Source organism: Frigoribacterium sp. 9N, from assembly GCF_902506305.1.
In the GTDB taxonomy this organism is placed as follows: Bacteria; Actinomycetota; Actinomycetes; order Actinomycetales; family Microbacteriaceae; genus Frigoribacterium.
This window is the reverse complement of record NZ_LR733392.1, coordinates 821,430-844,388: the sequence shown is the minus strand read 5'-3', so window position 1 is coordinate 844,388 and position 22,959 is coordinate 821,430. Positions and strand designations below refer to the sequence as shown.

20 protein-coding genes, 1 other RNA gene and 1 pseudogene are annotated in these 22,959 nt (G+C 72.0%); 2 read left to right on the top strand and 20 right to left on the bottom strand.

The features are described from left to right. The 7 genes and pseudogenes from ARTHRO9V_RS07040 to ARTHRO9V_RS07010 all read right to left on the bottom strand — a co-directional run. Positions 1–916, bottom strand: a pseudogene (locus ARTHRO9V_RS07040) (glycoside hydrolase family 2 protein); the annotation flags it as partial. Positions 917–960: 44 nt separating this feature from the next. Beyond that, positions 961–1,776, bottom strand: coding sequence for an ABC transporter ATP-binding protein (locus ARTHRO9V_RS07035; protein WP_159826353.1), 816 nt, complete (start codon positions 1,774–1,776; stop codon positions 961–963). Beyond that, on the bottom strand, positions 1,773–2,690 hold the full coding sequence (locus ARTHRO9V_RS07030) for an ABC transporter ATP-binding protein (protein ID WP_159826351.1): 918 nt from the start codon (positions 2,688–2,690) through the stop codon (positions 1,773–1,775). Before ARTHRO9V_RS07030 ends, ARTHRO9V_RS07035 begins: the two co-directional genes overlap by 4 nt. Then, on the bottom strand, positions 2,687–3,682 hold the full coding sequence (locus tag ARTHRO9V_RS07025) for an ABC transporter permease (RefSeq protein WP_082460275.1): 996 nt from the start codon (positions 3,680–3,682) through the stop codon (positions 2,687–2,689). Before ARTHRO9V_RS07025 ends, ARTHRO9V_RS07030 begins: the two co-directional genes overlap by 4 nt. 10 nt (positions 3,683–3,692) lie before the next feature. Then, the gene (locus ARTHRO9V_RS07020) at positions 3,693–4,682 is read right to left on the bottom strand and encodes an ABC transporter permease (protein ID WP_123570318.1); all 990 of its coding nucleotides are present in this window, start codon (positions 4,680–4,682) and stop codon (positions 3,693–3,695) included. A 34-nt stretch (positions 4,683–4,716) separates the two neighbouring features. Continuing rightward, positions 4,717–6,381 carry an ABC transporter substrate-binding protein gene (locus ARTHRO9V_RS07015; RefSeq protein ID WP_159828519.1) on the bottom strand — a complete coding sequence of 555 codons (1,665 nt, stop codon included), beginning with the start codon at positions 6,379–6,381 and terminating at the stop codon, positions 4,717–4,719. A gap of 466 nt (positions 6,382–6,847) precedes the next feature. Beyond that, on the bottom strand, positions 6,848–8,161 hold the full coding sequence (locus tag ARTHRO9V_RS07010; protein WP_201298921.1) for an ROK family protein: 1,314 nt from the start codon (positions 8,159–8,161) through the stop codon (positions 6,848–6,850). Between the two features lie 41 nt (positions 8,162–8,202). Between ARTHRO9V_RS07010 and ARTHRO9V_RS07005 the strand changes: the two genes are divergently transcribed. Together ARTHRO9V_RS07005 and ARTHRO9V_RS07000 are read left to right on the top strand one after the other, a co-directional pair. Then, positions 8,203–9,087: a LacI family DNA-binding transcriptional regulator gene (locus ARTHRO9V_RS07005; protein WP_159826349.1), complete on the top strand. Its 885-nt coding sequence runs from the start codon at positions 8,203–8,205 to the stop codon at positions 9,085–9,087. A gap of 225 nt (positions 9,088–9,312) precedes the next feature. Next, positions 9,313–10,848, top strand: coding sequence for a hypothetical protein (locus ARTHRO9V_RS07000; protein ID WP_159826347.1), 1,536 nt, complete (start codon positions 9,313–9,315; stop codon positions 10,846–10,848). A 268-nt stretch (positions 10,849–11,116) separates the two neighbouring features. Here ARTHRO9V_RS07000 and ssrA read toward each other — a convergent pair. The 13 genes from ssrA to ARTHRO9V_RS06935 all read right to left on the bottom strand — a co-directional run bounded on the left by ssrA (position 11,117) and on the right by ARTHRO9V_RS06935 (position 22,899). Next, positions 11,117–11,494: a transfer-messenger RNA gene (gene ssrA, locus ARTHRO9V_RS06995) on the bottom strand. Between the two features lie 129 nt (positions 11,495–11,623). Next, a complete protein-coding gene (gene smpB / locus ARTHRO9V_RS06990; protein ID WP_056046102.1) occupies positions 11,624–12,100 on the bottom strand; it encodes an SsrA-binding protein SmpB in 477 nt (158 codons plus the stop codon). Between the two features lie 116 nt (positions 12,101–12,216). Next, positions 12,217–13,131: a permease-like cell division protein FtsX gene (gene ftsX, locus ARTHRO9V_RS06985; protein ID WP_056046104.1), complete on the bottom strand. Its 915-nt coding sequence runs from the start codon at positions 13,129–13,131 to the stop codon at positions 12,217–12,219. Continuing rightward, the gene (gene ftsE, locus ARTHRO9V_RS06980) at positions 13,128–13,871 is read right to left on the bottom strand and encodes a cell division ATP-binding protein FtsE (protein ID WP_043593759.1); all 744 of its coding nucleotides are present in this window, start codon (positions 13,869–13,871) and stop codon (positions 13,128–13,130) included. The genes ftsX and ftsE overlap by 4 nt, the downstream gene beginning before the upstream one ends. A gap of 103 nt (positions 13,872–13,974) precedes the next feature. Next, entirely contained in the window at positions 13,975–15,084 is a 1,110-nt protein-coding gene (gene prfB / locus ARTHRO9V_RS06975) for a peptide chain release factor 2 (RefSeq protein WP_056046106.1), read from the bottom strand. Between the two features lie 114 nt (positions 15,085–15,198). Beyond that, positions 15,199–16,056: a hypothetical protein gene (locus ARTHRO9V_RS06970; protein ID WP_159826345.1), complete on the bottom strand. Its 858-nt coding sequence runs from the start codon at positions 16,054–16,056 to the stop codon at positions 15,199–15,201. Further along, the gene (locus ARTHRO9V_RS06965; protein ID WP_159826343.1) at positions 16,053–16,649 is read right to left on the bottom strand and encodes an RNA polymerase sigma factor; all 597 of its coding nucleotides are present in this window, start codon (positions 16,647–16,649) and stop codon (positions 16,053–16,055) included. The genes ARTHRO9V_RS06970 and ARTHRO9V_RS06965 overlap by 4 nt, the downstream gene beginning before the upstream one ends. Positions 16,650–16,776: 127 nt before the next feature. Next, positions 16,777–17,379 (bottom strand): hypothetical protein, encoded by a 603-nt coding sequence (locus tag ARTHRO9V_RS06960; RefSeq protein WP_159826341.1) that lies wholly within the window; start codon positions 17,377–17,379, stop codon positions 16,777–16,779. Between the two features lie 83 nt (positions 17,380–17,462). Next, positions 17,463–19,292: a choice-of-anchor G family protein gene (locus tag ARTHRO9V_RS06955; protein ID WP_159826339.1), complete on the bottom strand. Its 1,830-nt coding sequence runs from the start codon at positions 19,290–19,292 to the stop codon at positions 17,463–17,465. Beyond that, a complete protein-coding gene (locus ARTHRO9V_RS06950) occupies positions 19,289–20,308 on the bottom strand; it encodes a hypothetical protein (protein WP_159826337.1) in 1,020 nt (339 codons plus the stop codon). The genes ARTHRO9V_RS06955 and ARTHRO9V_RS06950 overlap by 4 nt, the downstream gene beginning before the upstream one ends. Positions 20,309–20,316: 8 nt before the next feature. Continuing rightward, on the bottom strand, positions 20,317–20,925 hold the full coding sequence (locus ARTHRO9V_RS06945; protein ID WP_159826335.1) for a signal peptidase I: 609 nt from the start codon (positions 20,923–20,925) through the stop codon (positions 20,317–20,319). A gap of 11 nt (positions 20,926–20,936) precedes the next feature. Next, positions 20,937–21,641, bottom strand: coding sequence for an acyl-CoA dehydrogenase (locus ARTHRO9V_RS06940; protein WP_159826333.1), 705 nt, complete (start codon positions 21,639–21,641; stop codon positions 20,937–20,939). Between the two features lie 91 nt (positions 21,642–21,732). Continuing rightward, complete coding sequence (locus ARTHRO9V_RS06935) at positions 21,733–22,899, bottom strand: cysteine desulfurase family protein (RefSeq protein WP_159826331.1); 1,167 nt, start codon at positions 22,897–22,899, stop codon at positions 21,733–21,735. Positions 22,900–22,959 lie beyond the last annotated feature (60 nt).

The following is a 22,959-nucleotide window of genomic DNA, read 5'->3' as shown; positions in this document are numbered from 1 at the left end:
CCCCTCCCCCGGTCACCGAGACCCTCACGTCGTACAGCGGCTGCCCGCCGTGACCCCGCGGCCACCACAGCTCGGGGTCGTCGACGACCACCTGCACGACCGTGGAGTCCGCGCCCGGCTCGACCCGCGCCTCCTGCGTGACGGCGCCGACGGTCGCCCGGACGGTCACCGGCTCCGCCGCCGCCCCGGCCGAGGCCCCCGCCCGCTCGAGGTCGACGTGCACGTCGACGACGCCCCGCGACCCGTCGACCGTCACCACCGGTCTGACCGACGCCAGCCGCACCGACGACCACGACTCGAGCGTCACCGGCTTCCAGATGCCCGAGGTCGCCGTGTCGAGCCCCCAGTCCCAGCCGAAGCTGCACGCCATCTTGCGGATCGCGTTGTAGGGGTGGTGGTTCACGTGCGGCCGGTAGCCGAGCGCCAGGCTCTGCGCGTCGGCGTAGGCCACGGGCGACCCGAAGCGCACCTCGAGGTCGTTCGACCCCTCGCGGAGCCGTCCGTCGACCCCGACCCGGTAGGTGCGGTGCTGGTTGCGCGTCTCGGCCACGACCTCGCCGTTGAGCAACACGGTGGCCACGGTGTCGAGGCCCGCGAAGACCAGCTCGTGACGGTCGTGCCCGTCGGGCCGCCAGTCGAAGGTCGTCGCGTACGACCAGTCGGCCTGACCGATCCAGGCGAGCAGGTGCTCGTTCGCGTCCAGGTACGGGTCGACGATCAGGCCGGCCGCCAGCAGGTCGGTGTGCACCGTGCCCGGGACGGTCGCGGGCACGTCGACGGCCGCGATCTCGGGAGGCACGGGGCCCGCGGTGCTGCGCAGGCTCCAGCCGGTGTGCAGGGGGCGGACGGCGCGCTGCGTCGCGCGGGTCGTGGTGCCGGTGGTGATGGGGCCGGTGGTGGTGTCGGTGGTGCTCATGTCGCTCCCAGCGATCGAGGGTGTGGCGTGGAGTCGGGCGAGGGTCAGGCGCGGGCGGCGCGCCGCTCGGCGATGCGCTTCTCGGGGTCGGGCGCGGCCTCGGCGAGCTGCTGCGTGTAGGGGTGCTGCGGGTTCAGGATGACCTCGTCGGGGGTCCCGCGCTCGACCACCTGCCCCTTGTACATCACGAGGATCTCGTCCGAGAAGTGGCGGGCCGTCGCCAGGTCGTGCGTGATGTAGAGCACGCCGAGGTCCTCCTGCCGCTGCAGGTCGGCCAGCAGGTTGAGCACCCCGAGCCGGATCGACACGTCGAGCATCGAGACCGGCTCGTCCGCGATCAGGATGCGCGGCTCGGGCGCCAGGGCCCGGGCGATCGCCACGCGCTGCCGCTGCCCGCCCGACAGCTCGTGCGGTCGACGCGCGGCGACGTCGGCGGCCGGGCCGAGCTGTACCCGCCCGAGCAGCTCGCGCACCTTCTCGTCGACCGTCGAGCGGGTCGCCTTGCCGTGCAGCAGCAGCGGCCGCGCCAGGTGGTGCCCGATCGAGTGGAACGGGTTGAGCGAGGCGAACGGGTCCTGGAAGACCATCTGCACGTCGCTCCGGTAGCGACGGAGGGCCTCGCCGTGCCGGGGCGCGACCGCGCCGTCGAGCACGATCGAGCCGCTCGTCGGCCGTTCGAGCTGCAGCAGCATCTTGGCGATGGTCGACTTGCCGCTGCCGCTCTCGCCGACCAGGGCCACCGTCCTGCCGGCCTCCAGCGTGAAGCTGACGTCGTCCACCGCACGCAGGCGACCCTTCTCACCCCGGCCCCCGCGCACCCGGTAGTCCTTGACGACGTTCCGGAACTCGAGCGTGCTCACGCCGCGCCTCCTGTGCTCGTGGCGACGGACGTCGCCCGTTCGTGCCCCGAGGAGGCGCGGGTCGCGCCGTCTCCGGCCGTCTCGTCGACCCCGCTGCGGATGAACGCCCCGCGGTCGCCCGTGAGGCTCGGGAACGACCCGAGCAGCTTCTTCGTGTACTCGTGCTGCGGGTTCGTGTAGAGCTCGGTGGACTCCCCGATCTCGACGATCTCGCCCGCGCGCATCACGGCGATGCGGTCGCTGATCTCGAGCAGCAACGGCAGGTCGTGCGTGATGAAGATGACCGCGAAGCCCAACTCGTCTCGCAACCGCCCGATCTCGCGCAGGATCTCGCGCTGCACCACGACGTCGAGGGCGGTGGTCGGCTCGTCCATGATCATCATCTGCGGGCCGAGGGCGAGCGCCATCGCGATCATCACGCGCTGGCGCATGCCGCCCGAGAGCTCGTGCGGATACGACCGGAGCCGGTTGCGGTCGACCCCGACGGTCTCGAGCAGCTTGCCCGCCCGCTCGACGCGGTCGGCCTTCTTCCAGTACGGCCGGTGGGTCTTGAAGACGTCCTCGAGCTGCGCCTGGATCGTCGTCACCGGGTTGAGCGCGTTCATCGCCCCCTGGAACACCATCGACAGCTTGTCCCAGCGGAACGCCCGCAACGCCTTGTCGTCGAGCTCGGGCAGCAGGATGTCGGCGCCCTCGGCGTCGTGGAAGACCACCCGACCGCCCGTGATCACGGCCGGCGCCCCGAGCAGCCGGTTGATGCCGTAGGCGAGCGTCGTCTTGCCGCAGCCCGACTCGCCCGCCAGCCCGAGGATCTCGCCCCGGGCCAGCTCGAAGCTGACGTTCTTGACGGCGTGCACGGGGTGCTCGACGGCGTAGTCGACGCTGAAGTCCTCGACGGTCAGGACGGTGCTCATGCGGTGGCCCCCTCGGTGGTGCCGGCGGCGGCCTCGGCCCGCGCCAGTCGCTTGCGGTCGGCCCGGCTGACGCCGGCCCGGGTCTGGTCGCGCAGCTTCGGGTTGATGATCTCGTCGATGGCGAAGTTCATCAGCGACAGCGCGCACCCCAGCAGCGCGATCATCAGCCCCGGCGGCACGAACCACCACCAGGCGCCGAGTCGCAGCGCGAGCCCGTTCTGCGCGAAGTAGAGCATCGAGCCCCAGGTGAACTGGCCCGAGACGCCGAGCCCCAGGAACGACAGTCCCGCCTCGGCGAGGATCGCGAAGATCACCGCGAACAAGAACTGGCTGGCCAGCACGGGCAGCACGTTGGGCAGGATCTCGACGGCGACGATGCGCCAGGTCTTCTCGCCCGACACCCGCGACGCGGCGACGTAGTCGCGCGAGCGCAGGCTCAGCGTGATGGCGCGCAGCACCCGGGCGCTGGCCGCCCAGCTCGTGATGACGATCACGAAGGCGATCACCACGAGGCCCTTCTGCGGCACGTAGCTCGACACGATGATGGCGAGCGGCAGGCCGGGGATGACCAGCACGACGTTCGAGAAAAGCGAGAACGCCTCGTCGACGAACCCGCCGACGTAGGTGCCGATCACGCCGAAGACGATGGCCAACGCCATCGCGACGACGCCGACCAGCACGCCGATCAGCAGCGAGCCGCGGGTCGCGTAGGCCAGCTGGGCGAAGACGTCCTGCCCGGTCTGCGTGGTGCCGAGCAGGTGCTCCCCGCTCGGGGCGCTCAGGCCGACGTCGCTGATGGCCTGCGGGTTCTGGACGACGAACGGGAAGACCAGGCCGAACAGGGCGATGGCGGCGATCATGCCCGCCCCCACCCAGAGCTTGGGCGTCACGTGCGGGAAGACCCGCTTGAGGCCCTTCCGGCCGGTGCCCGCGCCGCTGTCGCCGGTGGGCGAGTTCGGGTCGGCGAGCTGGCCGAGGTCGATCGTGGACATGCTCGTCGTCCTAACGCTTGGCGCGCGTGCGCGGGTCGATGAAGCCGTACATCAGGTCGACGATGAAGTTCGTCCCCAGCACGGCGAGGGTGATGACCAGGAAGATGCCCTGCATCAGCGCGTAGTCGTTGTTCTGCGTCGCCGTGAAGAGCGCGTTGCCGATGCCCGGGTACGAGAACACCTGCTCGGTCACGATGGAGCCCGACACGACGAACCCGAGCGAGATCGCGAAGCCCGCGAACTGCGGCAGCACCGCGTTGCGGGCCGCATAGCTCTGGCGGATGCGCATCGGCGACAGGCCCTTGGCCTCGGCGGTGACGATGTAGTCCTCGCTGAGGGTCGACACCATCATGTTGCGCATGCCGAGCAGCCAGCCGCCGACCGACGAGATGATGATCGTCAACGCCGGCAGCGTGCCGTAGAGCACCGCGCTCTGGACGAACGTCCAGTTGAGCCCCGGCGTCGCCTCGTACACGTTGTAGCCGCCCGACAGCGGGAACACCCGCAGGACGCTGCCGAACACGTACAACAGGATGAGCGCGAGCCAGAAGTACGGCACCGCCTGGAACATCGTCGTCACCGGGATGAAGTTGTCCAGCACCGAACCGCGCTTCCACCCTGCGAGGGTCCCGAGCCCCACCCCGAAGACGAACGACAGGATCGTCGCGATGCCGATCAGGGCGATCGTCCACGGGATGGCCTGGCCGATGATGGTCGACACCCCGGCCGGGAAGTACGACACCGAGATGCCGAGGTCCCCCCGGGCCAGGTTGCCGAGGTACTGCACGTACTGCGAGAACAGGGGTTCGTCCGAGTCGGAACCGAGAAGGAGGCGCAGGCTGGTCACGGTCGCCTCGCTGACCGGTCCCTTCTGCTGCATCTTGGCCAGCAGGATGTCCACCGGGTCACCGGGCAGCAACCGCGGGATGAAGAAGTTCAGCGTCAGGGCCGCGAACAACGCGACCGCGTAGAAGCCGACCTTCTGCGCGACGTACCTCATCCGCGCCTCCTGACCTTCTCGGTCCCGACCACGATCACTTGAGCTTCAGGTTCAGGACGGTCTGGGCGTTGTCCCAGGTCTTCCACGTCGCCGGGAAGTTCTCGGTGTCGTCGTCGCCCGTGGGCCAGCCGGTCACCTTCGCGCTGTTGAACTCGGTGAGCGTGGACTGCAGCAGCACGGGGATGTACGGCATGTCCGCCACGATCTCCTTCTGGATCGTGAAGTACTGCTCGGTCTTCGCCGCGACGTCGTCGGTCTGCTCGGCCGCGACGATCGCGGCGTCGACGGTCGGGTTCGAGTAGCGGGCGAAGTTGTTGATCGCCTGCTCGCCCACCGGCGAGGTCGTCGTCGAGTCGAAGTTGCCGTTGTAGAGGTAGTACGGGTCGGTCGACGGGCCCTGGCCGAGCGAGTCCATCGTCAGCTGGAACTGCCCGTTGTTGCGGGCGGCGACCCACTCGTTGTACGACTTGGCGCTCTGCGTGATCTCGATGCCGACCGCGCGCAGCTGCTCGGCCATGGCGTCGATCGCCGCGATGTAGTCCGAGTAGCCGGTGACGACCTGGATCTCGAGCTGCAGCTTCTGGCCGTCCTTGGCGTAGATGCCGTCCGAGCCCTTCGCGTAGCCGGCCGACTGCAGGAGCGCGTCGGCGCCCTCGGTGTCGGCCGTCATCGGCGTCTCCTTCTCGACGTCGGGGCTGATGTAGTCGTCGTCACGACCGAGGGTCATGAAGGTCGGCGAGATCTGCTTGTTCGTGCCCGAGAAGGCCAGGTCGTTCAGCTGGTCGCGGTTCATCGCCTTGTAGATCGCCTGGCGCACGGCCGGATCGGTCTGCGGGCCCGTGCAGCCGAGGTCGGCGTTCGAGCAGGTCATCAACGTGATCTGCTGCAGCGGGGTGGCGACGTAGCTGACGTCGGGGTTGCTGCCGAGCACCTTGTCGGCCTCGGGGATGAAGATGCTCGACCAGTCGAGGTCGCCGCCGACGATCGCGTCGGTGGCCGAGGTGTTGTTCGCCAGGGCGATGTACCGGATGCTCTTTACCTCGGGCTTGCCCGACTGCCAGTAGTTCGGGTTCGCCTTGTAGACGTAGCTCTGCGGGGTGAAGGTGTCGAGCATGTACGGCCCGGTGCCGATCGGCTTCTCGACCGGGTCGGTCGCGATGTCGGACAGCTTCGAGAAGACGTGCTCGGGCACGATCGCGGCCTGGCCGAGGATGTCCGGGCCCTTGACGAACGAGGTGTCGGCGAAGGTGAAGACCACCGTGTCGTCGTCCGTGGCCTCGACGGTGCCCTCGAAGCCGACGCGGTTCAGCTCGGGCTTGTCGAGCATCGTCTGGAACGTGTACGCGACGTCGTCCGCCGTGAAGTCCTCGCCGTCGCTCCACTGCACGCCGGTGCGCAGGTCGACGGTCAGCTCGGTGCCGTCGTCGTTCCACTCGTACTCCTCGCCCAGCATGGGCTTGGGGTCGGTGCCGGTGAGCACGTTGTAGTAGAAGAGCTGCTCGTAGAGCAGGCCCTGCGAGGTGCTGTCGGCCGTGGCCGAGAACGGGTTGAAGTTGGCCGTGAGGTCGCCCGCCGGGCCCGTGTTGGCGGTGATGCCGCCTTCGTCGCCGCCGCTCGAGGCGGTGCACCCGGTGAGCGCGAGGCCCGCGGCGGTCGCGAGTGCGATCGCACCGAACCCGACCCGTCGGCGGTTGGTCATGGAGAGAGGCATCGTCGACCCTTCGTCGTGCCAGGCGCCGTCGCCTGGTCCCGGGGTCTTTCTTAGACGACTTACGTAAGCGAGTCAAGAAAGTTGTGAGGACGTGTCGGGATCGTGACCCGCCCCTCCTGCGGTGCCGCGGCCAACCGCACCGGCCCGACCCGCGCTGGCCCGGCCCGCACCGCACCGCGTTTCGTGCACGGCACCCCGACGAGACGCGGTGTGCTGCACGCAACGCGGCGCGGGGACGTGCGGGCCCGCCCGGGCAACGGGTGCATGCTGTGCGGCGCACCTTCCCCACGCACCGCACCGCGTTTCGTGCACGGCACCCCGACTAGACGCGGTGTGCTGCACGGAACGCGGCGCGGAGACGTGCGGGCCCGCCCGGGCCGCCGACCGGACGCGGTGCAGTGCACGACTCGGGGTACCGAGGAGGCGCGGGCCGGGTCCGGGCACCGTCGCGGGGTCAGCGCGAGATGGCGCGTTGCACGACGAGGGCGGCCGCACCGATCGCGGCCGCGTCGCGCGGGTCGGTCGAGACCTCGACCCTCGTGGTGTGCACGCCCCGTGAGAACGCCGTGCGGGCCAGGGCCTCGACGGCCGCCCGGGCGTAGATCGAGCCGGCGACCGCGACCCCGGGTCCGCTCAGCACGACGCGGTCGAGGTCGAGCAGGTTGGCGAGCGTGACGACACCCGCGGCGAGCTGCTCGGCGGCGCGCGTGACGAGCCCGTCGGCCGCGGCGTGACCGGCGATCGCTGCGCGGGCGAGCAGGTCGAAGTCGCGCGCGACCCCGCCCGGCGCCCAGGCGAGGCCGAGGTCGTCGAACGCGGCGGCGTCGCGACGGGCCCGGGCCACGACGGCCCCGGGCGACGCCGCGAGCTCGAGGCAGCCGCGGTTGCCGCAGTAGCAGGGCTCGCCGTCGAGGTCGATCGACACGTGGCCGAGCTCTCCGGCGCCCGAACTCGCGCCCCGGTGCAGGGCCCCGTCGAGCACGATGCCCGAGCCGACCCCCGTGCCGAGGTAGACGCAGGCGAACGTCTCGGAGCGCGGCACCTGCCGACTCCAGAACTCGCCGAGCGCCGCGGCCGCCGCATCGTTGTCGACGATCACGGGCAGGCCGAGGCGCAGGGCCAGCGCGGCGTGCAGCCCGGCGTGGAGGGCGCTCTCGGTCGACCGGGGCCCGGTACGCACCCCGTGGGCGAGGGTGGCACGGGGACCGACGACGGCCAGGCCGGCCACCGCCCCGCTCGCGAGGCCGAGGCTGCCGACGACGTCGTGGAAGCCGTCGACGATGCGGACCGCGGCGGCCGTGACGTCGTCGGACGCGGCGGGCCCGGCGTCGACCTGCAGGCGCCCGACGACTCCCCCGCGCATGTCGGTGACGACGTAGGTGAGCGCGTCCTCACCGATCTGCACTCCCATGCCGTAGACGGCACGCGGGTTGATCTCGACCATCGTGCGCGGCTTGCCACCGGTCGACGCGACCCGGCCGGTCTCCCGGACGAGCCCCTCGTCCAGCAACCGCCGGACGATCGTCGAGATCGACGCCTGCGTCAGTCCACTGGCCTGGGCGAGCTCGACACGGCTGATCGGGCCCGACGACCGCACGAGGTCGACCACGAGTTCGCGGCTGGTCTGCGGCGCGGGCTGCGCCGTGGGCTGTGGCGCGGGCTGCGCCGTGGGCTGTGCCGGGGTGGGCGGCGAGGTGTGCGACCGCCACGGCGTCGCGGGCCGGGCAGGGGGGTGCGTCGGGGTCCGGTCGGGGTCGCGGGTCACCACGGGCGTCGCTCCGACCTGTCGGGGGCTGTAGGTTCGGGCGCATGACCGACTCGATCGTCGACACCCGGGTGGCCCCTGCCGGGCCGGGCGACCGCCGTCGTGTCGGTCTCGCCCTCGTCCGCCCCGGCGAGATCTTGGGGGCGGAGCCGTTCTACCACGAACTCATCGCCGGCATCGAACGGGTGCTGCGCCCCCGCGGCCACACCCTGCTGCTGCAGGCCCTCGCCGACCGCGACGCCGAGCTGTCGGCCTACCGGCGGTGGGCGGCCTCGGGCGACTTCGGCGCGGTCGTCCTCGTCGACCTCACCGACGACGATCCCCGACCGGCCCTGCTGCGCGAGCTCGGCCTGCCCGCGGTCGTGCTCGGCGACCCCGCCCTCTCGGGAGACCTGCCCGCCGTCTGGACCGGCGACGGCGTCGCCATGCGCGACACCGTCGCCGCGCTCGTCGCGGACGGGCACCGTCGACTCGCGCACGTGTCGGGCCCGGTGGCGCTGCTGCACACGCAGGTCAGGCAGGAGGCGCTGGTCGCCGCGAGTCGCGCCTCCTCGTCCGTGGTCGAGACGATCGAGGGCGACTACTCGTGGGACGCCGGCGCGGCCGCCCTCTCGCGTCTGCTCTCGGGGCCCACGCCGCCGACGGCCGTCGTCTTCGACAACGACCAGATGGCGCTCGGCGGCCTCGCCGCGGCGCAACGACTCGGGGTCGAGGTGCCGACGCGACTGACGCTCGTCGCGTGGGACGACTCGTCGCAGTGCCAGTTGTCGACGCCCCCGCTCTCGGCGGTCAGCCACGACGTGCAACGCCTCGGCGAGGTGGCCGCGGGCATGCTGCTCGGCGTGCTCGCGGGAGAGGCCGTGGCGTCGGTCGAGGCGCCACCCGCGTCGCTCGTGCGGCGGGGGTCGTCGGGGCCCGCGCCGGTCTGACGCCTGCCGATCTGCTGGCCCCGGCGTCGACTCCCACCCAGGTGAAACAGGGGTGACCCGACAACCACCCTGCGCATTCCGGACAGTTCGGTGGGTTTCTCTCAGGTTCCGGATAGGTTCGATGGGCACGGGGGGTTCCCTTCGTGCTGCGCGTCTCACCCGGCGCTGGGCCGGGGGCGGACAAGCGATGACGCTTGCACCACCGATCAAGAAAGCACTCACCACGTGATCACCAAGTTCTCCTGGCGCCGTGCGGTGGCCGTCCCGGCCGTCCTCACGCTCGCCCTCGGAGGGGCCCTCCTCTCCACCACGGCGGCCCAGGCCGTCGACAGTGACCTGATCGTCACCTCGCCGACCGCCGCCTCGACCACGGACTCGCGTCTGGTCACCGTGGCGGGTACGGCGATCGCCGACGCCAACGTGATCATCAAGGACACCGACACCGACGGAGCCGTGCTCGCCCGCACGACCACCGACGCCACCGGCGCCTTCTCGACGACGATCCAGTACCCCGACACGGCGATCGTGGCGCAGACCATCTTCGTGGACGGCGAGAAGGGCTTCAGCGGCTTCGACCCGACCGTCACGCGCTCGTTCAGCCTGCCCGCCGTCGCCCCGGTCGAGGTCTTCGCGGTCACGACCCCCGAGGTCGGCCAGCAGCTCGCCTCGCGCACCGTCACCTTCTCGGGCACCGGCATCTCGGGTTCGACCGTCAACGTGCTCGGCACCGACGGCAACCGCCTCCCCGGCACCGGCGCCGTCGCCGTCGTCGGCGGCCAGTGGTCGCTCCAGTACACCTACCCCGAGACCGTCGACCGCAACCAGAGCGTGCGCGTGACCCAGGTCACGGGTGGCTCCGGGACCGGCGACGCCCCCGTCGCGTTCGTCCTGCCCCAGGGCCAGACGCTCGTCGTCGAGACGCCCGCCGCGGACACCACCACCGCCACGCGTACCGTCACCTTCTCGGGAACCGGCACCTCCGGCTCGACCGTCAACGTCCTCGGCGCCGACGGCAACCGCCTCCCCGGCACCGGTGCGATCGTCGTCGTCGACGGCCGCTGGACGCTCGACTACACCTACCCGGACGACGCCACGGTGGCGCAGTCCGTTCGCGTGACCCAGGTCACGGGCGGCGCGGGCTCGGGTGACGTCCCCCGCTCGTTCAACCTGCCCGCCGTGGTCGTCCCGCCGACCGACGTCGTCCTCGACGCCCCGGTGACCACCTCGCCCACCCAGGGTCAGGTCGTCGTCGGTGACCAGGTCACCTTCGAGGGCACCGGCACCCCCGGCTCGAACATCCTGCTGGCCGTCGTCCCGACGGACCAGCTGGACGAGCTCGAGGCCGCCGAGAACGGACGCGCCGCCGCCGCTGCGGTCCCCGCCGACCCCGCCGACCCGATCGTGGTCGACGCCGCCGGCAACTGGACCGTCACCCTCGCCCTGACGCCGAACGACTACACGGCCGCCGCCGTGTCGTTCCTCCTCGACGCCGACGGCGCGCCGGTGCTCGACGCCGCCGGTCAGCCGATCGTCTCGGCCCCCTCGGCCGACGTGGCGTTCAGCCTCGTCGCCGCCGTGACGCCCGCAGCCCTGCCCGCCACCCCGATCGCCACCGGCACCACGGGCCTGGCGTACACGGGTAGCGAGGGCACCGAGGCCGCCATCGGCATCGGCGCCGCCGTGCTGCTGCTCGGCTCGACGCTGATGGTCCTCGCTCGCCGCCGCGCGAAGCTCGCGACCACCGACGTGGCCGGCGAGTAACACCCGCACCACGACGACGGCCCCCGTCGCTGCCTCGGCAGCGGCGGGGGCCGTTCCGCGTCCGGCGGCGGCCACCCCCGGCCCCCGGTCCCCCCGGTTCCCTTCGCAGGTGTCGCACCGCCGGATGAACGTCGCACCGTCCACTTCGGCGGTGCGATGCTCATCCGGCGGTGCGACACGGCGCGGACCGCTCAGGCCCGGGACGCACGAACGCCCCCGCCTCGAGAGGCGGGGGCGTTCGGTGTTCGAGAGGTGTGACGACGACCGGTGGTGGAGATGGGGGGAATTGAACCCCCGTCCATCGCTGAGATTGCACGCATTCTACGGGCGTAGCCAGATGAGGCGTTCTGCTCGGCTCCGACCTTTGTTACTGGCTTCTAGGTCGACGAGCCCAGCCCGAGTGCAAGTCCCGTGTGACCCCCAGGCGTAGTCACACAGCAAGCCATCTAAATGACGTCAGGATCTGGTTAGAAGGCGGTCACCAGACTGACGGACTCCATGTGGCTCTACTGCTTACGCAGCGAGAGCGAAGTCAGTGCGCTTGTTATTGGCACTTATTGTTTTCCAGAGATCGTTTACGAGATAACCCTGGATCCTCGGCCCGCTTCTCGTTCGCACACAGGCGATGTCGAAACCGATCATCCCCATGAGGGGGCCGTCGTCACACGCTCTTGAATTACCAACGCACGTTTCCGTGCGGCCCATCAGTCTACGTCGTCCGACGCGTTCGCGCCACCGTCGGCGACCCGCCCGCCCGTGCCCGACGACCGACCGGTCACTCCCCCAGGTGCTTGCGCGCCGACATCGCCGACTGCGCCTCGCGCGTCGCGGTGCGCTCGCGCAGGGTCTGGCGCTTGTCGTACTCGCGCTTTCCCTTCGCGAGGGCGATCTCGACCTTGGCCCGACCGTCGCTGAAGTAGATCTTGAGCGGGACGACCGTGAAGCCGCCCTCCTTGGTCTTCTGCCCGATCTTGTCGATCTCGTGGCGGTGCAGCAGCAGTTTGCGCTTGCGCCGGGGTGCGTGGTTGTTCCAGGTGCCCTCGGTGTACTCGGGAATGTGCACGGCGTCGAGCCAGGCCTCGCCGGCGTCGACGAACGCGTACCCGTCGACCAGCGACGCGCGGCCCTGCCGCAGCGACTTGACCTCGGTGCCGCTCAGGACGATGCCCGCCTCGTACGTCGTCTCGATCGTGTAGTCGTGGCGCGCGCGGCGGTTCGTGGCCACGACCTTCTCACCGCGTTCTTTCGCCACGCTGGCCTCCTGGTCGTTCGGGTGGGGGTGCTGCCGACAGGCAGCCGTTCAGTATACAGCGAAGGAGGCGCGGTGCCCGTCTGACGGACACCGCGCCTCCTTCACGGGGCCGGGTTCTAGACCTTGAGGTAGCGCCTGATGGCGACGTTCGCGCTGAGGGCCGCGAGCAGGATGCCGACGACGATGACGATCGGCACGACCAGGGCGGCGTCCCGCAGTCCGATGAACGGCGTGCCCTGGAAGGTCACCGCCAGGTAGCCCTTCACGAAGAAGTTCACGATCGCGACGATCGCCCCACCGGCCAGCAACGAGCCCACGAGGGCCGCGATCACCCCCTCGAGGATGAACGGCGTCTGGATGAACCGGTTGGACGCCCCGACCAGGCGCATGATGCCGAGTTCTCGACGCCGGCTGAACGCGCTCAACCGGATGGTCGTGGCGATCAGCAGCACGGCAGCGATCAACATGAGGGAGGCGATGCCGATGGCCGTGTAGCTCGCCGCGTTCAGCACCGAGAAGATCGGGTCGAGGTACCCGCGCTGGTCGACGACGCTCTGGACGCCGGCCAGGCTCGACAGGCTCTCGGTGAGGACGTCGGACTGCGTCGGGTCCTTGAGGTTCACCCAGAAGGTCTCGTTGAGGTACGCCGGCTGCACGAACTCGGTGGCCGGGCTGTCGGCGAACTGCTGCTTGAAGCGGTCGTAGGCCTGGGTCTGGTCCTCGAAGTAGAACTTGTCGACGTAGGGCGTCAGGACGTCGCTGTCGAGCTGGGCGCGGACGCCGTCGATCTGGTCCTTGGTCGCCATCGCCCCGGTGCAGTTGCCGGTCGTGTCGGTGTCGGTGCAGAGGTAGACGGCGACCTGGGCCTTGTCGTACCAGTAGCCCTTCATCTGCGTGATCTGCATCTGCAGCAGGGCCGCGGTGCCGACGAAGGTCAGCGAGATGAACGTGACGAGCACGACGGAGATGACCATCGAGGCGTTGCGACGGAGGCCGCTGCCGACCTCGCTCATGACGAGTCCGAGTCTCATGCGTCGGCCCCTCTCGTGCTGAGGTCCTCGACCCCGATGGCCTGGATGGGCACCGCCTGGGTCTGGTAGCCGCCGTGACGCTCGTCGCGGAGGATGTTGCCCGCGCTGAGCTCGATCACCCGTCGTTGCATCTGGTCGACGATGCCCGCGTCGTGGGTCGCCATGATGACCGTCGTGCCGCCGGCGTTGATGCGCTCGAGCAGGGTCATGATGCCGGCGCTGGTCGACGGGTCGAGGTTGCCGGTGGGCTCGTCGGCCAGCAGGATCGCCGGCTTGTTGACGATCGCACGGGCGATGGCGACGCGCTGCTGCTCGCCGCCCGAGAGCTCGTGCGGCAGACGGTGCTGCTTGCCGACCAGGCCGACCATCTTGAGGACGTCGGGCACGGCCTCCTGGATGAAGCCCTTGCTCTTGCCGATGACCTGGAGGCTGAATGCGACGTTGTCGAACACGTTCTTCTGCGGCAGCAGCCGGAAGTCCTGGAACACGACGCCGAGGTTGCGCCGGAAGTACGGCACCTTGCGGCTCGAGAGCGTGCCCAGACGCTGCCCGAGGACGTGGATCTGGCCCTGGGACGGCTTCTCTTCCTTCAGCACGAGCCGCAGGAAGCTCGACTTGCCGGAGCCGCTCGCCCCGACGAGGAACACGAACTCGCCCTTGAGGATCTCGAGGGTGACGGCGTTCAGCGCGGGCCGGGGGTTGCCGACGTAGACCTTGGTGACTTCATCAAACCGAATCATGACGGGGATCACCCTAAGTGCGGCCGGCGACGATCGTCGCAGCGACTCGCTGCGGCGGGGCGGCTATGGATGTGCTGGGAGCCGCCGGGCGGGCGACGCCCGGTCAGTCCTGGTCGTCGCGCTTGCGCCAGCGGATGCCCGCCGAGATGAAGCCGTCGAGATCGCCGTCGAAGACGTTCGAGGGGTTGTTGACCTCGTGCTCGCTGCGCAGGTCTTTGACCATCTGGTAGGGCGCCAGCACGTAGCTGCGGATCTGGTCGCCCCAGCTGGCGGTGATGTTGCCCGCCAGCTCTTTCTTCTTGGCGTTCTCGGCTTCTTTCTGCAGCAGCAGGAGGCGCGACTGCAGCACGCGCATGGCGGCGGCGCGGTTCTGGATCTGGCTCTTCTCGTTCTGCATCGAGACGACGGTGCCGGTCGGGATGTGCGTCAGCCGCACGGCCGAGTCGGTCGTGTTGACGCTCTGACCGCCGGGGCCCGAGGACCGGAAGACGTCGACGCGGATGTCGTTCTCGGGGATGTCGATCGACTCGGTCTCTTCCATCAGCGGGATGACCTCGACCGCGGCGAAGCTGGTCTGGCGCTTGCCGGCGGCGCCGAAGGGGCTCATGCGCACGAGCCGGTGCGTGCCGGCCTCGACGCTGAGCGTGCCGAAGGCGTAGGGGGCGTCGATCTCGAAGGTGGCGCTCTTGATGCCGGCCTCTTCCGCGTAGCTGGTGTCCATGACGGTGGCGGACATGCCGTGCTTCTCGGCGTAGCGCAGGTACATGCGCAGCAGCATCTCGGCGAAGTCGGCGGCGTCGACCCCGCCGGCCCCGGCGCGGATCGTGATGACGGCCGGGCGCGGGTCGTACTCGCCGTCGAGCAGCGTCTGCACCTCGAGGACGTCCATCATCTTCTGCAGGGCCCTGAGCTCGGCCTGGGCCTCGTCGGCGCTCTCTTGGTCGTCGCCGTCGTTCGCCATCTCGACGAGCACCTCGAGGTCGTCGAGCCGCGCCTCGGTGGTCTCGAGCTTCTCGAGCTCGGACTGCCGGTGGCTGAGGGCGCTGGTGACCTTCTGCGCGTTGTCGGTGTCGTCCCACAGGTCGGGGGCCGAGGCCTGTTCGCTGAGCTCGGCGATCTCGGCGACGAGACGGTCTTGCCCGATCACCGCACGGATGTCTTCGAACGTGGCCCGGAGGGCGGCAATCTGCTCAGAGAAATCCAGTGCGATCATGGTCCCCGAGCTTACCCGGCCCGCGTGGGCCGGGCCTGCCCGTGCCCCGCGCCTCCCGCCGCCCGCCTCGCGCCACCCGCCCCGCGCCTCCCGACGACAGGGTGAGGTCTCGTCTCATCCGCAGTACTCGGGCGGGGCGATGCGCGTCGTGCCCACGCTCATGTCGGTGATCCGGTCGGACGTCCCCACCACGAAGACGAGGTACTGCCCGTCGTCGCCGGCGACGGCGTACTGCGTCCCGTAGTTCTCGTGGTGGTCGAGAGTGAGTTCGGCATCCGGGTAGGCGGCGACCAGTGTCGCTTCGTCGTCGCCGAGCCCGATGCCGGACGCGGTCCGGGGGGTGGCGCTCGCGAGGGCGGCCGGGTCGTCGAACGTCGGGTCGGCGGAGACGGTCGCGATCTCGGTCGCGTCCGGAGACGACCCGCGCGAGAGGGCGAGACTCAGTCCCCGGCCGTCCGAGAAGAACGACGCCGGGCAGCCGTAGCCGTCGTCCGGGTGCCGGTCGAAGGTGGTGAGCCGGGCGGCCTGCTCCTCGAGCCGGCCGCCGAGGACCAGCGGCCCGATCCGATCGGTGGACACGATCCAGGTCGACGGGGCCGTCGGATCGTCCACCACCGGTGCCGGTGGCGGGACCGGTGTCGCCGACGGCGTCCCGGCCGGTTCGACGACACCGGGCGACGTGCCGGGATCGTCCTCGGGTCGATCGGACGGGAGCGAGGTGGGGGCCGCTTCACCGTTTCCCGACGGCAGGGGGCCACCCCCGGCGAGCGCGACGCCCCCGACGGCGAGCGCCACGGCGGCCACCCCGGCCACCGACAGCAGGACGACCCGGCGGCGACGGGCAGAGCGGGCACGTTCGGGTTCTCGCTCGACGGTCTCGGTCAGGAGGCCGCGGATGGCCTCGGCACGATCACGATCAAGGCCGGGCCGGTCGTGCCGGCCGTCGGGACGGACGTTCGGTGCGTCGCTCATCGGGTCTCTCCGTTCAGGGTGACGGGTCGTTCGGTGGACGGCTCGGAGGCCGACATCGCTCGCGCGAGTCGCGCCTTGGCCCGCGACAGTCGGGACTTGACCGTGCCGACCGGCACGCCGAGCGCCTCGGCCGCGGTCGCCATCGGGAACTCCTCGAGCACGCAGAGCCCGAGGACGTCCCGATCGGCCTTCGCGAGGCCGTCGAGGGCGAGGCGCAGCCGCCGGTCCCGATCGACGACGTCGAGTCGCGCCGCGACGCCGTCGGCGGGATCGTCGACGACGGGGTGAGGCGGCAGGGAGGCCAGGGCGAGACGATGGCGACGGGTCGACCTCGCGAGGTTCTGGGCGACGTGGCCCGTCGTCACCAGCAACCACGCGAGGACCGAGCCGTCGACGACGCGGACCGCGTCCCGACGGCGCCATGCCTCGAGGAAGACCACGGCCGTGACGTCCTCGGCGTCGTGCCGGTGACGGCACAACCTCAGGGCGTGACCGTGCACCCGGTCCTGGTGGCGGTCGAAGACGGCCCCGAAGGCGGCCGCGTCCCCGGCGACCGCCCGGGCCCAGACCTCGTCGTCCCCCGTCGCCGTCATCCGTCGCGCTCGCTTCTCGTCGTCATGTCGACGTCCCCTCTGATCCGTTGCCGCTTCCCCTACATGTCCGATCGGCCGGAAAGGTTCCCTCGTCCCGTTCCCCCGGTGCGGCACCGGCCGGCGCCGGTCAGCGCCGGGCGACGCCCGCTTCGCGCAGGGCCACGTCGGCGAGACGGCGGACGACCGCGGGCTCCCCCGCACGCCAGGCCGCGACGGGGTCGGGCGACACGGCGAGGGCGGCCTTGGTGTCGCGGCCGGTCAGGGCCCGCAGCGCGAGCAGGTCTTCGCCGCCCGGCAGGGCGAGCAGCGAACGGACCGAGGAGGCGCGGCGCACGAACGCGATCCGCCCGCGCAGCCAGACCCACAGCACCACGAGGCTCGGCACCCCGGCCACGACGAGTCCGGCGACCAGTGCCGCCCGGGCGACACCCTCCTGCTGCTGCCGTCCGGCGTCGGCCAGGGACTGTCCGGCGCCGCTGGCCCCGTCGAACGGTGCGCTGGCCGCACCGCCGACCAGGGGCAGCCCTTCCAGCGCGCGCGACGCGTCCTGCATGGTGCCCTGGAAGCCGGCCCCCGCCTCCTCGAGTTGCCTCCCGAGGTCGGCGAAGGTGCCGATGAAGGTCGCGATGCTCACCCCGAGCACGACGAAGAGGACGACGAGGCCGATCGCGACCACGTCTCCGGTCACCTGGCGGGTACGGACGAGGGGCGAGGCCGAGTAGAGCTGCATGGGCCCAGTCTGACGCGAGGGGGCCTGCGCGGCCCGACCCGCGCCTCCTCGGGTCGACGCCGTCGCCGTGGCCGGCGCGGCGACTACCGGGGCAGGGTGCTGACGGGGCCGACGCGGGAGGTCGCGAAGTCGATCGAGTTGACCGTCGTCGCACCGGCCGACAGGGCCACCCGCAGCGCCCCCACCTGGTACGGGCTCGTCGACCACTTGTCGGCCGGCGCAGTGGTCACGACGCCCCCGGGGTAGCCGGCCTGGTCGGGGCGCAGGTTGACGCGCAGCGACAGCACGGACGGCAGACGGGTGGTCAGGGTCCCCACCGCGGTGACGACCGGGGCGAGCGCGGTCGAGAGCGTGGTGCCCAGGGTCGTGATCGGGGTGACGAGGGTGGTCGTCAGCAGGCTCGCGATCGACCCCACCAGAGTCGGGGCGGAGTTCGCCAGGGGCGTGAGGAGCCCGTTCAGCACCGCGCTGAGGGCCGCACCGAGACCGAGCACGGGCAACACGGTGCCGGTCACGGACGCCTTGGCAGTCGACGGCGATGCGAGCACCTGTGACAGCGACCCCTGAACGACGACGTCGACCTTGAGGACCGGCACGGCGACTCCGAGCAGCGTCGCGGTGAGGTCGACTCGCAACGCGACGTTCAGGGTCGCTTTGTCGACCGCGGCCCTCAGCGCCGTGACGAGGGACGAGGTGAACCCGTCGAGAAGCCCACTCACCGTCGCCGTGATGGCGTTCATCGCCGTCGCACTGAGCACGATCTCCGTGTTCGGCGCCAGCCCGTTGATGCCACCGGACGGTCCCGACAGCTTGGCCAGGTCGACCGTCACCAGTCCTGTCGCCGGGGTGATGGTCACCGTGCCGTCGGCGCTCGTCAGGGAGCCCGCCACGAGCGGATCGACCGCGGTCTGCAAGTTCAGGCCCGAGATGCTGACGTCGCCGCTGACCGATCCCAGGCTGAGGAGGTTCGTCAAGGCGTTGACCGTGCCCAACACCCCTGTCTTGACAGTGCCAGAGATCGTCCCGTCCACGCCGACGAGTCTCGTAACTGCCGTGTTCAGGCTCGTGACCGTGCTCGACACCTGTCCGGACAGCCCCGCCACCGCCGGGCTGTGCAGCTCGAGGGCGAGACCGGCGACGCCGTAGTCGCGGGTCACCCCCGTCACGCTGCCGTCGCCCCAGATGCGGCTCTCGAGCGCTCGGCAGCCGTCGAGGGTCGCCGTGGACGCCACCGCGCCCACGGTCAGGTCGGCCCGGTCGAGGGCGGTCGAGGCGGGCAGCACCGAGGTGAGGCCGATGCGGGCGGGACCGGGCAGTGACGAGGCGGGGGTCGTCGGCGTCACGCCGAGCCCGCCCGAGTCGCTCACCAGACCCGCGGCGGCGGCCGCCGTGCCGGTCGGGGCGACCCGCGTGAACTGGTTCAGGGCTCCGGCCGACCCCGCCGGCAGGTTCGTGCCGAGCCCGGTCAGGTCGAGGCCGACGAGACCCGACCCCGCGCTCGCCGACAGGGGATTGCGGAACGTCGTCGCGCCTCCCGCGTCCGTGGTCGGGGCGGGCGATGCCGGCACCGCGGTGACGACGCCGGAGCGGGTGCGCGTCAGGTCCGCCCCACGCACGGCCGCGACGGTGTCGAGGTCGGTGCCGGCCAGGCTGCCGCGCACGAACCGGCTGGACGCGGCGGCGGCGTACCCGGTGTCGGTGCCGCAGGTGAACCTCGTGGTGCCGACGAGCCCGTACGTGCGCTCGGAGTCGGTCCAGGCGGCGGTCGTCACGGGCGGCGGGGGCACGATGACGGCACCCACGACGGCGACCACGGCCGCCACGGCGACGACGGCCCGTCGCGCGGTGAGCGCCGCGACGAGGCGGGCGACACCCGTGGGGCGACGGCGACGGCGGCCGTGCGTGCCGGTCACGACGTCACCGCCCGGCGTCGTCCGCGGAGGTGCAGCGAGAGGCCGACTACCAGGGCACCGGCACCCGCGATGGCCGGGCCGGACGAGAGGCCGCCGGTGAAGGCGAGCGCGCGCGGGGCGTCCACACCGCTGAGGGTCACGTCGACGGGGCGCCCGTCGCCGGCGGAGTCGATGACGGGGGCGTCGCCGCCGGGGCCGGTGCCGGTGCCGCCGGTGCCGGGCGCCGCCGGGTCCGCCCCGCCCGGGCCGGGACCGGCCGGGTCGCCGGGCACGGCGGTCGTGACGGTCGGCTCGGGCTCGGGCTCGGGCTCGGGCTCGGCTGGGAGGGTCGCGACGGGGTCCAGCGCCGTCGCCGTGATGCCGACGCCGACCCGGGCGCTCCGGCCCATGGACGAGGCGTCGTCGCCGCGCCCACCGGCGAGACCGAGGCTGACGAGCACGAAGACCCGGCCCGAGCCCCCGACCGAGCGCACCGGCCACGAGGGACTGCCGTCGACGAACGCGGAGGCGCGGGTCGGGGCGGTCACGGTCCGTGCCCCGGTCGCGCAGAGCGGCGTCGTCTCGACCCGCTGCCACTCGACGTCGCAGGTCTCGACCCCCAGCGTGAATCCGGCCTCGTCGTCGACGAGCGACCCCGAGCTGACGAGCTCGAGGCCGAGTGCCACCCGGTCGCCGGTCGTGACGTCGGTCGCGATCTGCCAGCGGCCCGGGGCCGCGGGCGCGATGTCCTCGGTGCCGGTCAGTTCGTCGGCCAGCACGAGGTGGCCGTCGAGGCCGGTCTCGGGCACGGGTTCGAGGGCACGGGCGGTGCCGGCCTGGACGGTGAGGGCCCCGCCGAGCACGAACGCGGCCGTCCCCACGACGGCCAGGAGCGTCGTCGCGGCGCGGTGCCCGCGGGTCGTGGGTCCGCGGTGCGCACCGCGGCCGTCGTGCGCACCGCGGCCGTCGTGCGCACCGCGGCCGTGGTGCTCGCCGGCCGGTCCGCCGGGCGCGCCGCCACTCGACTCCCCGTCCACGGTCGTCCTCACCCTCGGCGGACGGCGCCGCGTCGCGTCGGCCAGAAGGCCAGCACGACGGCGGCACCGACGACGGCGACCGCGAGCCCGCGGGCCGGCGGGGTCGACATCGTCGTCAGGACGAAGCCGAGGCCCGGGGCCGAGGCGACGACGATCCGGGCGTCGCGCACGACGTAGGGGTCGCGGTCGTCCGAGTCGTTGGCGTCGCCCCGCAGCACGAGGGAGCGCGCGGCGGCGTCGCCGGGCACGGCGGTGGTCGAGACCACCCGGTGGGTCACGGGGACGTCGAAGCCGGGTCGGGGCACCGTGACCACGTCGCCGGGCCGCACGTCGGCCGCCGCGATCGCCCGGGTGACGACGGCGCCGCCCGCGGGCACGGTGGGACTCATCGAGCCGGTCAGGACGACCACGAGCGAGAGGCCGAGGACCGTCGAGACGGCGAGCCAGAGGAGGCAGACCGCGCCGACGAGGCCGACCACCGACAGCAGGAGCGTGCTGACGACGTCGACCGGTCGGCGGCGAGGGCGTCGGCGACGGCGCTCACGGCGATCCGCCCGGCGCGGCTCGACCTCGGGGCCCCGACGTTCCGCCCGGGGCCGGGTCACGGTGTCGACCACCGGTCGGCCCGTCACTCGACGCTGGTCGAGGCGAACTCCCACGCCGGGGCGGCGGTACGGCCCTGGAGCGTCGAGCTCGCCGACGTGGCGGCACTCGCCGGCAGGGTCACCTCGAAGCAGTAGAACTGCGTGGTGCCGGACGCGGCGGCGAGTCGTTGGGTGGCCGTGGCGCCCGTCGTCGAGAGCGAACCCGTGGCGATGGTCGTCGGCGCGGTGAACGCGGCGGCGGTGCAGGTCGGCGCGGCACCCCCGGCCGTGACCTCGACGGTCGCGACGCGGACGGTCAGGGCGCTGAAGAGCGCTCCCCCGGCATCGGCCACGGTCACGCCGGTGGCGGGCACCGCGGCCCGGACCTGCACGTCGGCGGGGACGCTCGTCGTGGCCGTCGTCCGCAGGGCCACGCCCGAGTAGACGCTCTCGCCCGGGCTGAGGGTCTGCGCGCCCGGCGTGAAGACCGTGCCGCGACCCGGTGCGGTCTCGTAGTCGGAGAAGCCCGCCGTGTAGGGCGAGGTGACGCTCTGCTGCACCTCGAACGTGCCGGTGCCTATGCCGGGGCCGCCCGTGCCGTCCCCGGCGTAGACCCACTCGCTGTCGGTCCAGGCCGCGACGGTGTAGCCGAGTCCGCCGACGACCAGCGCACCGCCCGCGGCGAGCGCCGCGACCTTGCGGAGGCGACGGCGCGGGGTGGTGGGGCCCGGCCGGTGAGGCGTGCTCACGTGTGTTGGGGACGAGTACACCACCCCCGCGTGGGGGCGACAACCCACCCGTTCGGGGGTCGTGGCCGGGGTGCCCTGCCCGGCGGCCGGATCAGCGGGCGCCGAGCACCGGGGCGCGGTCGGCGTAACCGGCCGTCGTGGCGCGCGCGACGGCGGTCGGGAGCGCCGCGAGCAGCGCGTCGACGTCGGCCTCGGTGCTCGTGTGGCCGATCGTCATGCGGAGCGCACCGCGGGCCGCGTCCGCCGGCAGGCCCATGCCGAGCAGCACGTGCGACGGTTCGGGGATGCCCGCCTGGCAGGCCGATCCGGTCGAGACGCTGACCCCGGCGGCGTCGAGCAGGAACAGCAACGAGTCGCCCTCGCACCCGTCGAAGGTGAAGTGGGCGTTGCCGGGCAGCCGGTCGACGGGGTCGCCCCGCAGCACGGCCCCGGGCACCGACGCCAGCACCCCGGCGATCAGCCGGTCCCGCAGCGGCTCGTAGGCCCCGTGCGGCTGCTCGGCCGCCACGGCGAAGGCGACCGCGGCCGGGGCGTCCTGCGTTCCCGAGCGCACCTGTCGCTGCTGTCCGCCCCCGTGGATCAGGGGCACGACGGTCGCCGACCGCGACAGCACGAGCGCGCCGATGCCGATGGGCCCACCGATCTTGTGGGCGCTGACGCTGAGCGCCGCGAGCCCGGAGGCCGCGAAGTCGATCGGCACCTGCCCGTAGGCCGCGACGGCGTCCGAGTGCACCGGCACCCCGTGGGCGGCGGCGAGCGCCACGACCTCGTCGACGGGCTGCATCGTGCCGACCTCATTGTTGGCCCAGAGCAGGCTGACCAGGGCGACGTCGTTGTGCTCGTCGAGGGCCGCGGCGAGGGCGTCGACGCGCAGCCGGCCCTGCTCGTCGAGCGGCAGCCAGGTGACGACGGCGCCCTCGTACCGTTCGAGCCACTCGACGGTGTCGACGGTGGCGTGGTGCTCGCCGGCGGGGACGAGGAGGCGCGGCCGCGGTCGGTCGGACTGCCTCGCCCACCACAGTCCCTTGATCGCGAGGTTGACCGCCTCGGTGCCGCCCGAGGTGAAGACGATCTCGATCGGGTCGCAGCCGAGGGTCGCGGCCACGCGCTCGCGGGCCTCTTCGAGGACGCGCTTGGCGTTCTGGCCGGCCGAGTGGATGGACGACGGGTTGCCGACCGTGCCGAGCGCCTCGGCGTAGGCGGCGATCGCCGCCGGGTGCATCGGCGTGGTGGCCGCGTGGTCGAGGTAGACGCTCATGTTCGGGTCCTCAGGCTGGGTGGGGCGCTGACGCTCGATGATTTCGGGGCCGACACGCGC

Bases quoted from the DNA above. Each gene is read 5' to 3' on its own strand.
- ARTHRO9V_RS07030 (WP_159826351.1), bottom strand. From the start codon at position 2,690: ATGAGCACCGTCCTGACCGTCGAGGACTTCAGCGTCGACTACGCCGTC.
- ARTHRO9V_RS07025 (WP_082460275.1), bottom strand. From the start codon at position 3,682: ATGTCCACGATCGACCTCGGCCAGCTCGCCGACCCGAACTCGCCCACC.
- ARTHRO9V_RS07020 (WP_123570318.1), bottom strand. From the start codon at position 4,682: ATGAGGTACGTCGCGCAGAAGGTCGGCTTCTACGCGGTCGCGTTGTTC.
- ARTHRO9V_RS07015 (WP_159828519.1), bottom strand. From the start codon at position 6,381: ATGACCAACCGCCGACGGGTCGGGTTCGGTGCGATCGCACTCGCGACC.
- ARTHRO9V_RS07005 (WP_159826349.1), top strand. From the start codon at position 8,203: ATGACCGACTCGATCGTCGACACCCGGGTGGCCCCTGCCGGGCCGGGC.
- ftsX (WP_056046104.1), bottom strand. From the start codon at position 13,131: ATGAGACTCGGACTCGTCATGAGCGAGGTCGGCAGCGGCCTCCGTCGC.
- ftsE (WP_043593759.1), bottom strand. From the start codon at position 13,871: ATGATTCGGTTTGATGAAGTCACCAAGGTCTACGTCGGCAACCCCCGG.
- prfB (WP_056046106.1), bottom strand. From the start codon at position 15,084: ATGATCGCACTGGATTTCTCTGAGCAGATTGCCGCCCTCCGGGCCACG.
- ARTHRO9V_RS06970 (WP_159826345.1), bottom strand. From the start codon at position 16,056: ATGAGCGACGCACCGAACGTCCGTCCCGACGGCCGGCACGACCGGCCC.
- ARTHRO9V_RS06965 (WP_159826343.1), bottom strand. From the start codon at position 16,649: ATGACGGCGACGGGGGACGACGAGGTCTGGGCCCGGGCGGTCGCCGGG.
- ARTHRO9V_RS06960 (WP_159826341.1), bottom strand. From the start codon at position 17,379: ATGCAGCTCTACTCGGCCTCGCCCCTCGTCCGTACCCGCCAGGTGACC.
- ARTHRO9V_RS06935 (WP_159826331.1), bottom strand. From the start codon at position 22,899: ATGAGCGTCTACCTCGACCACGCGGCCACCACGCCGATGCACCCGGCG.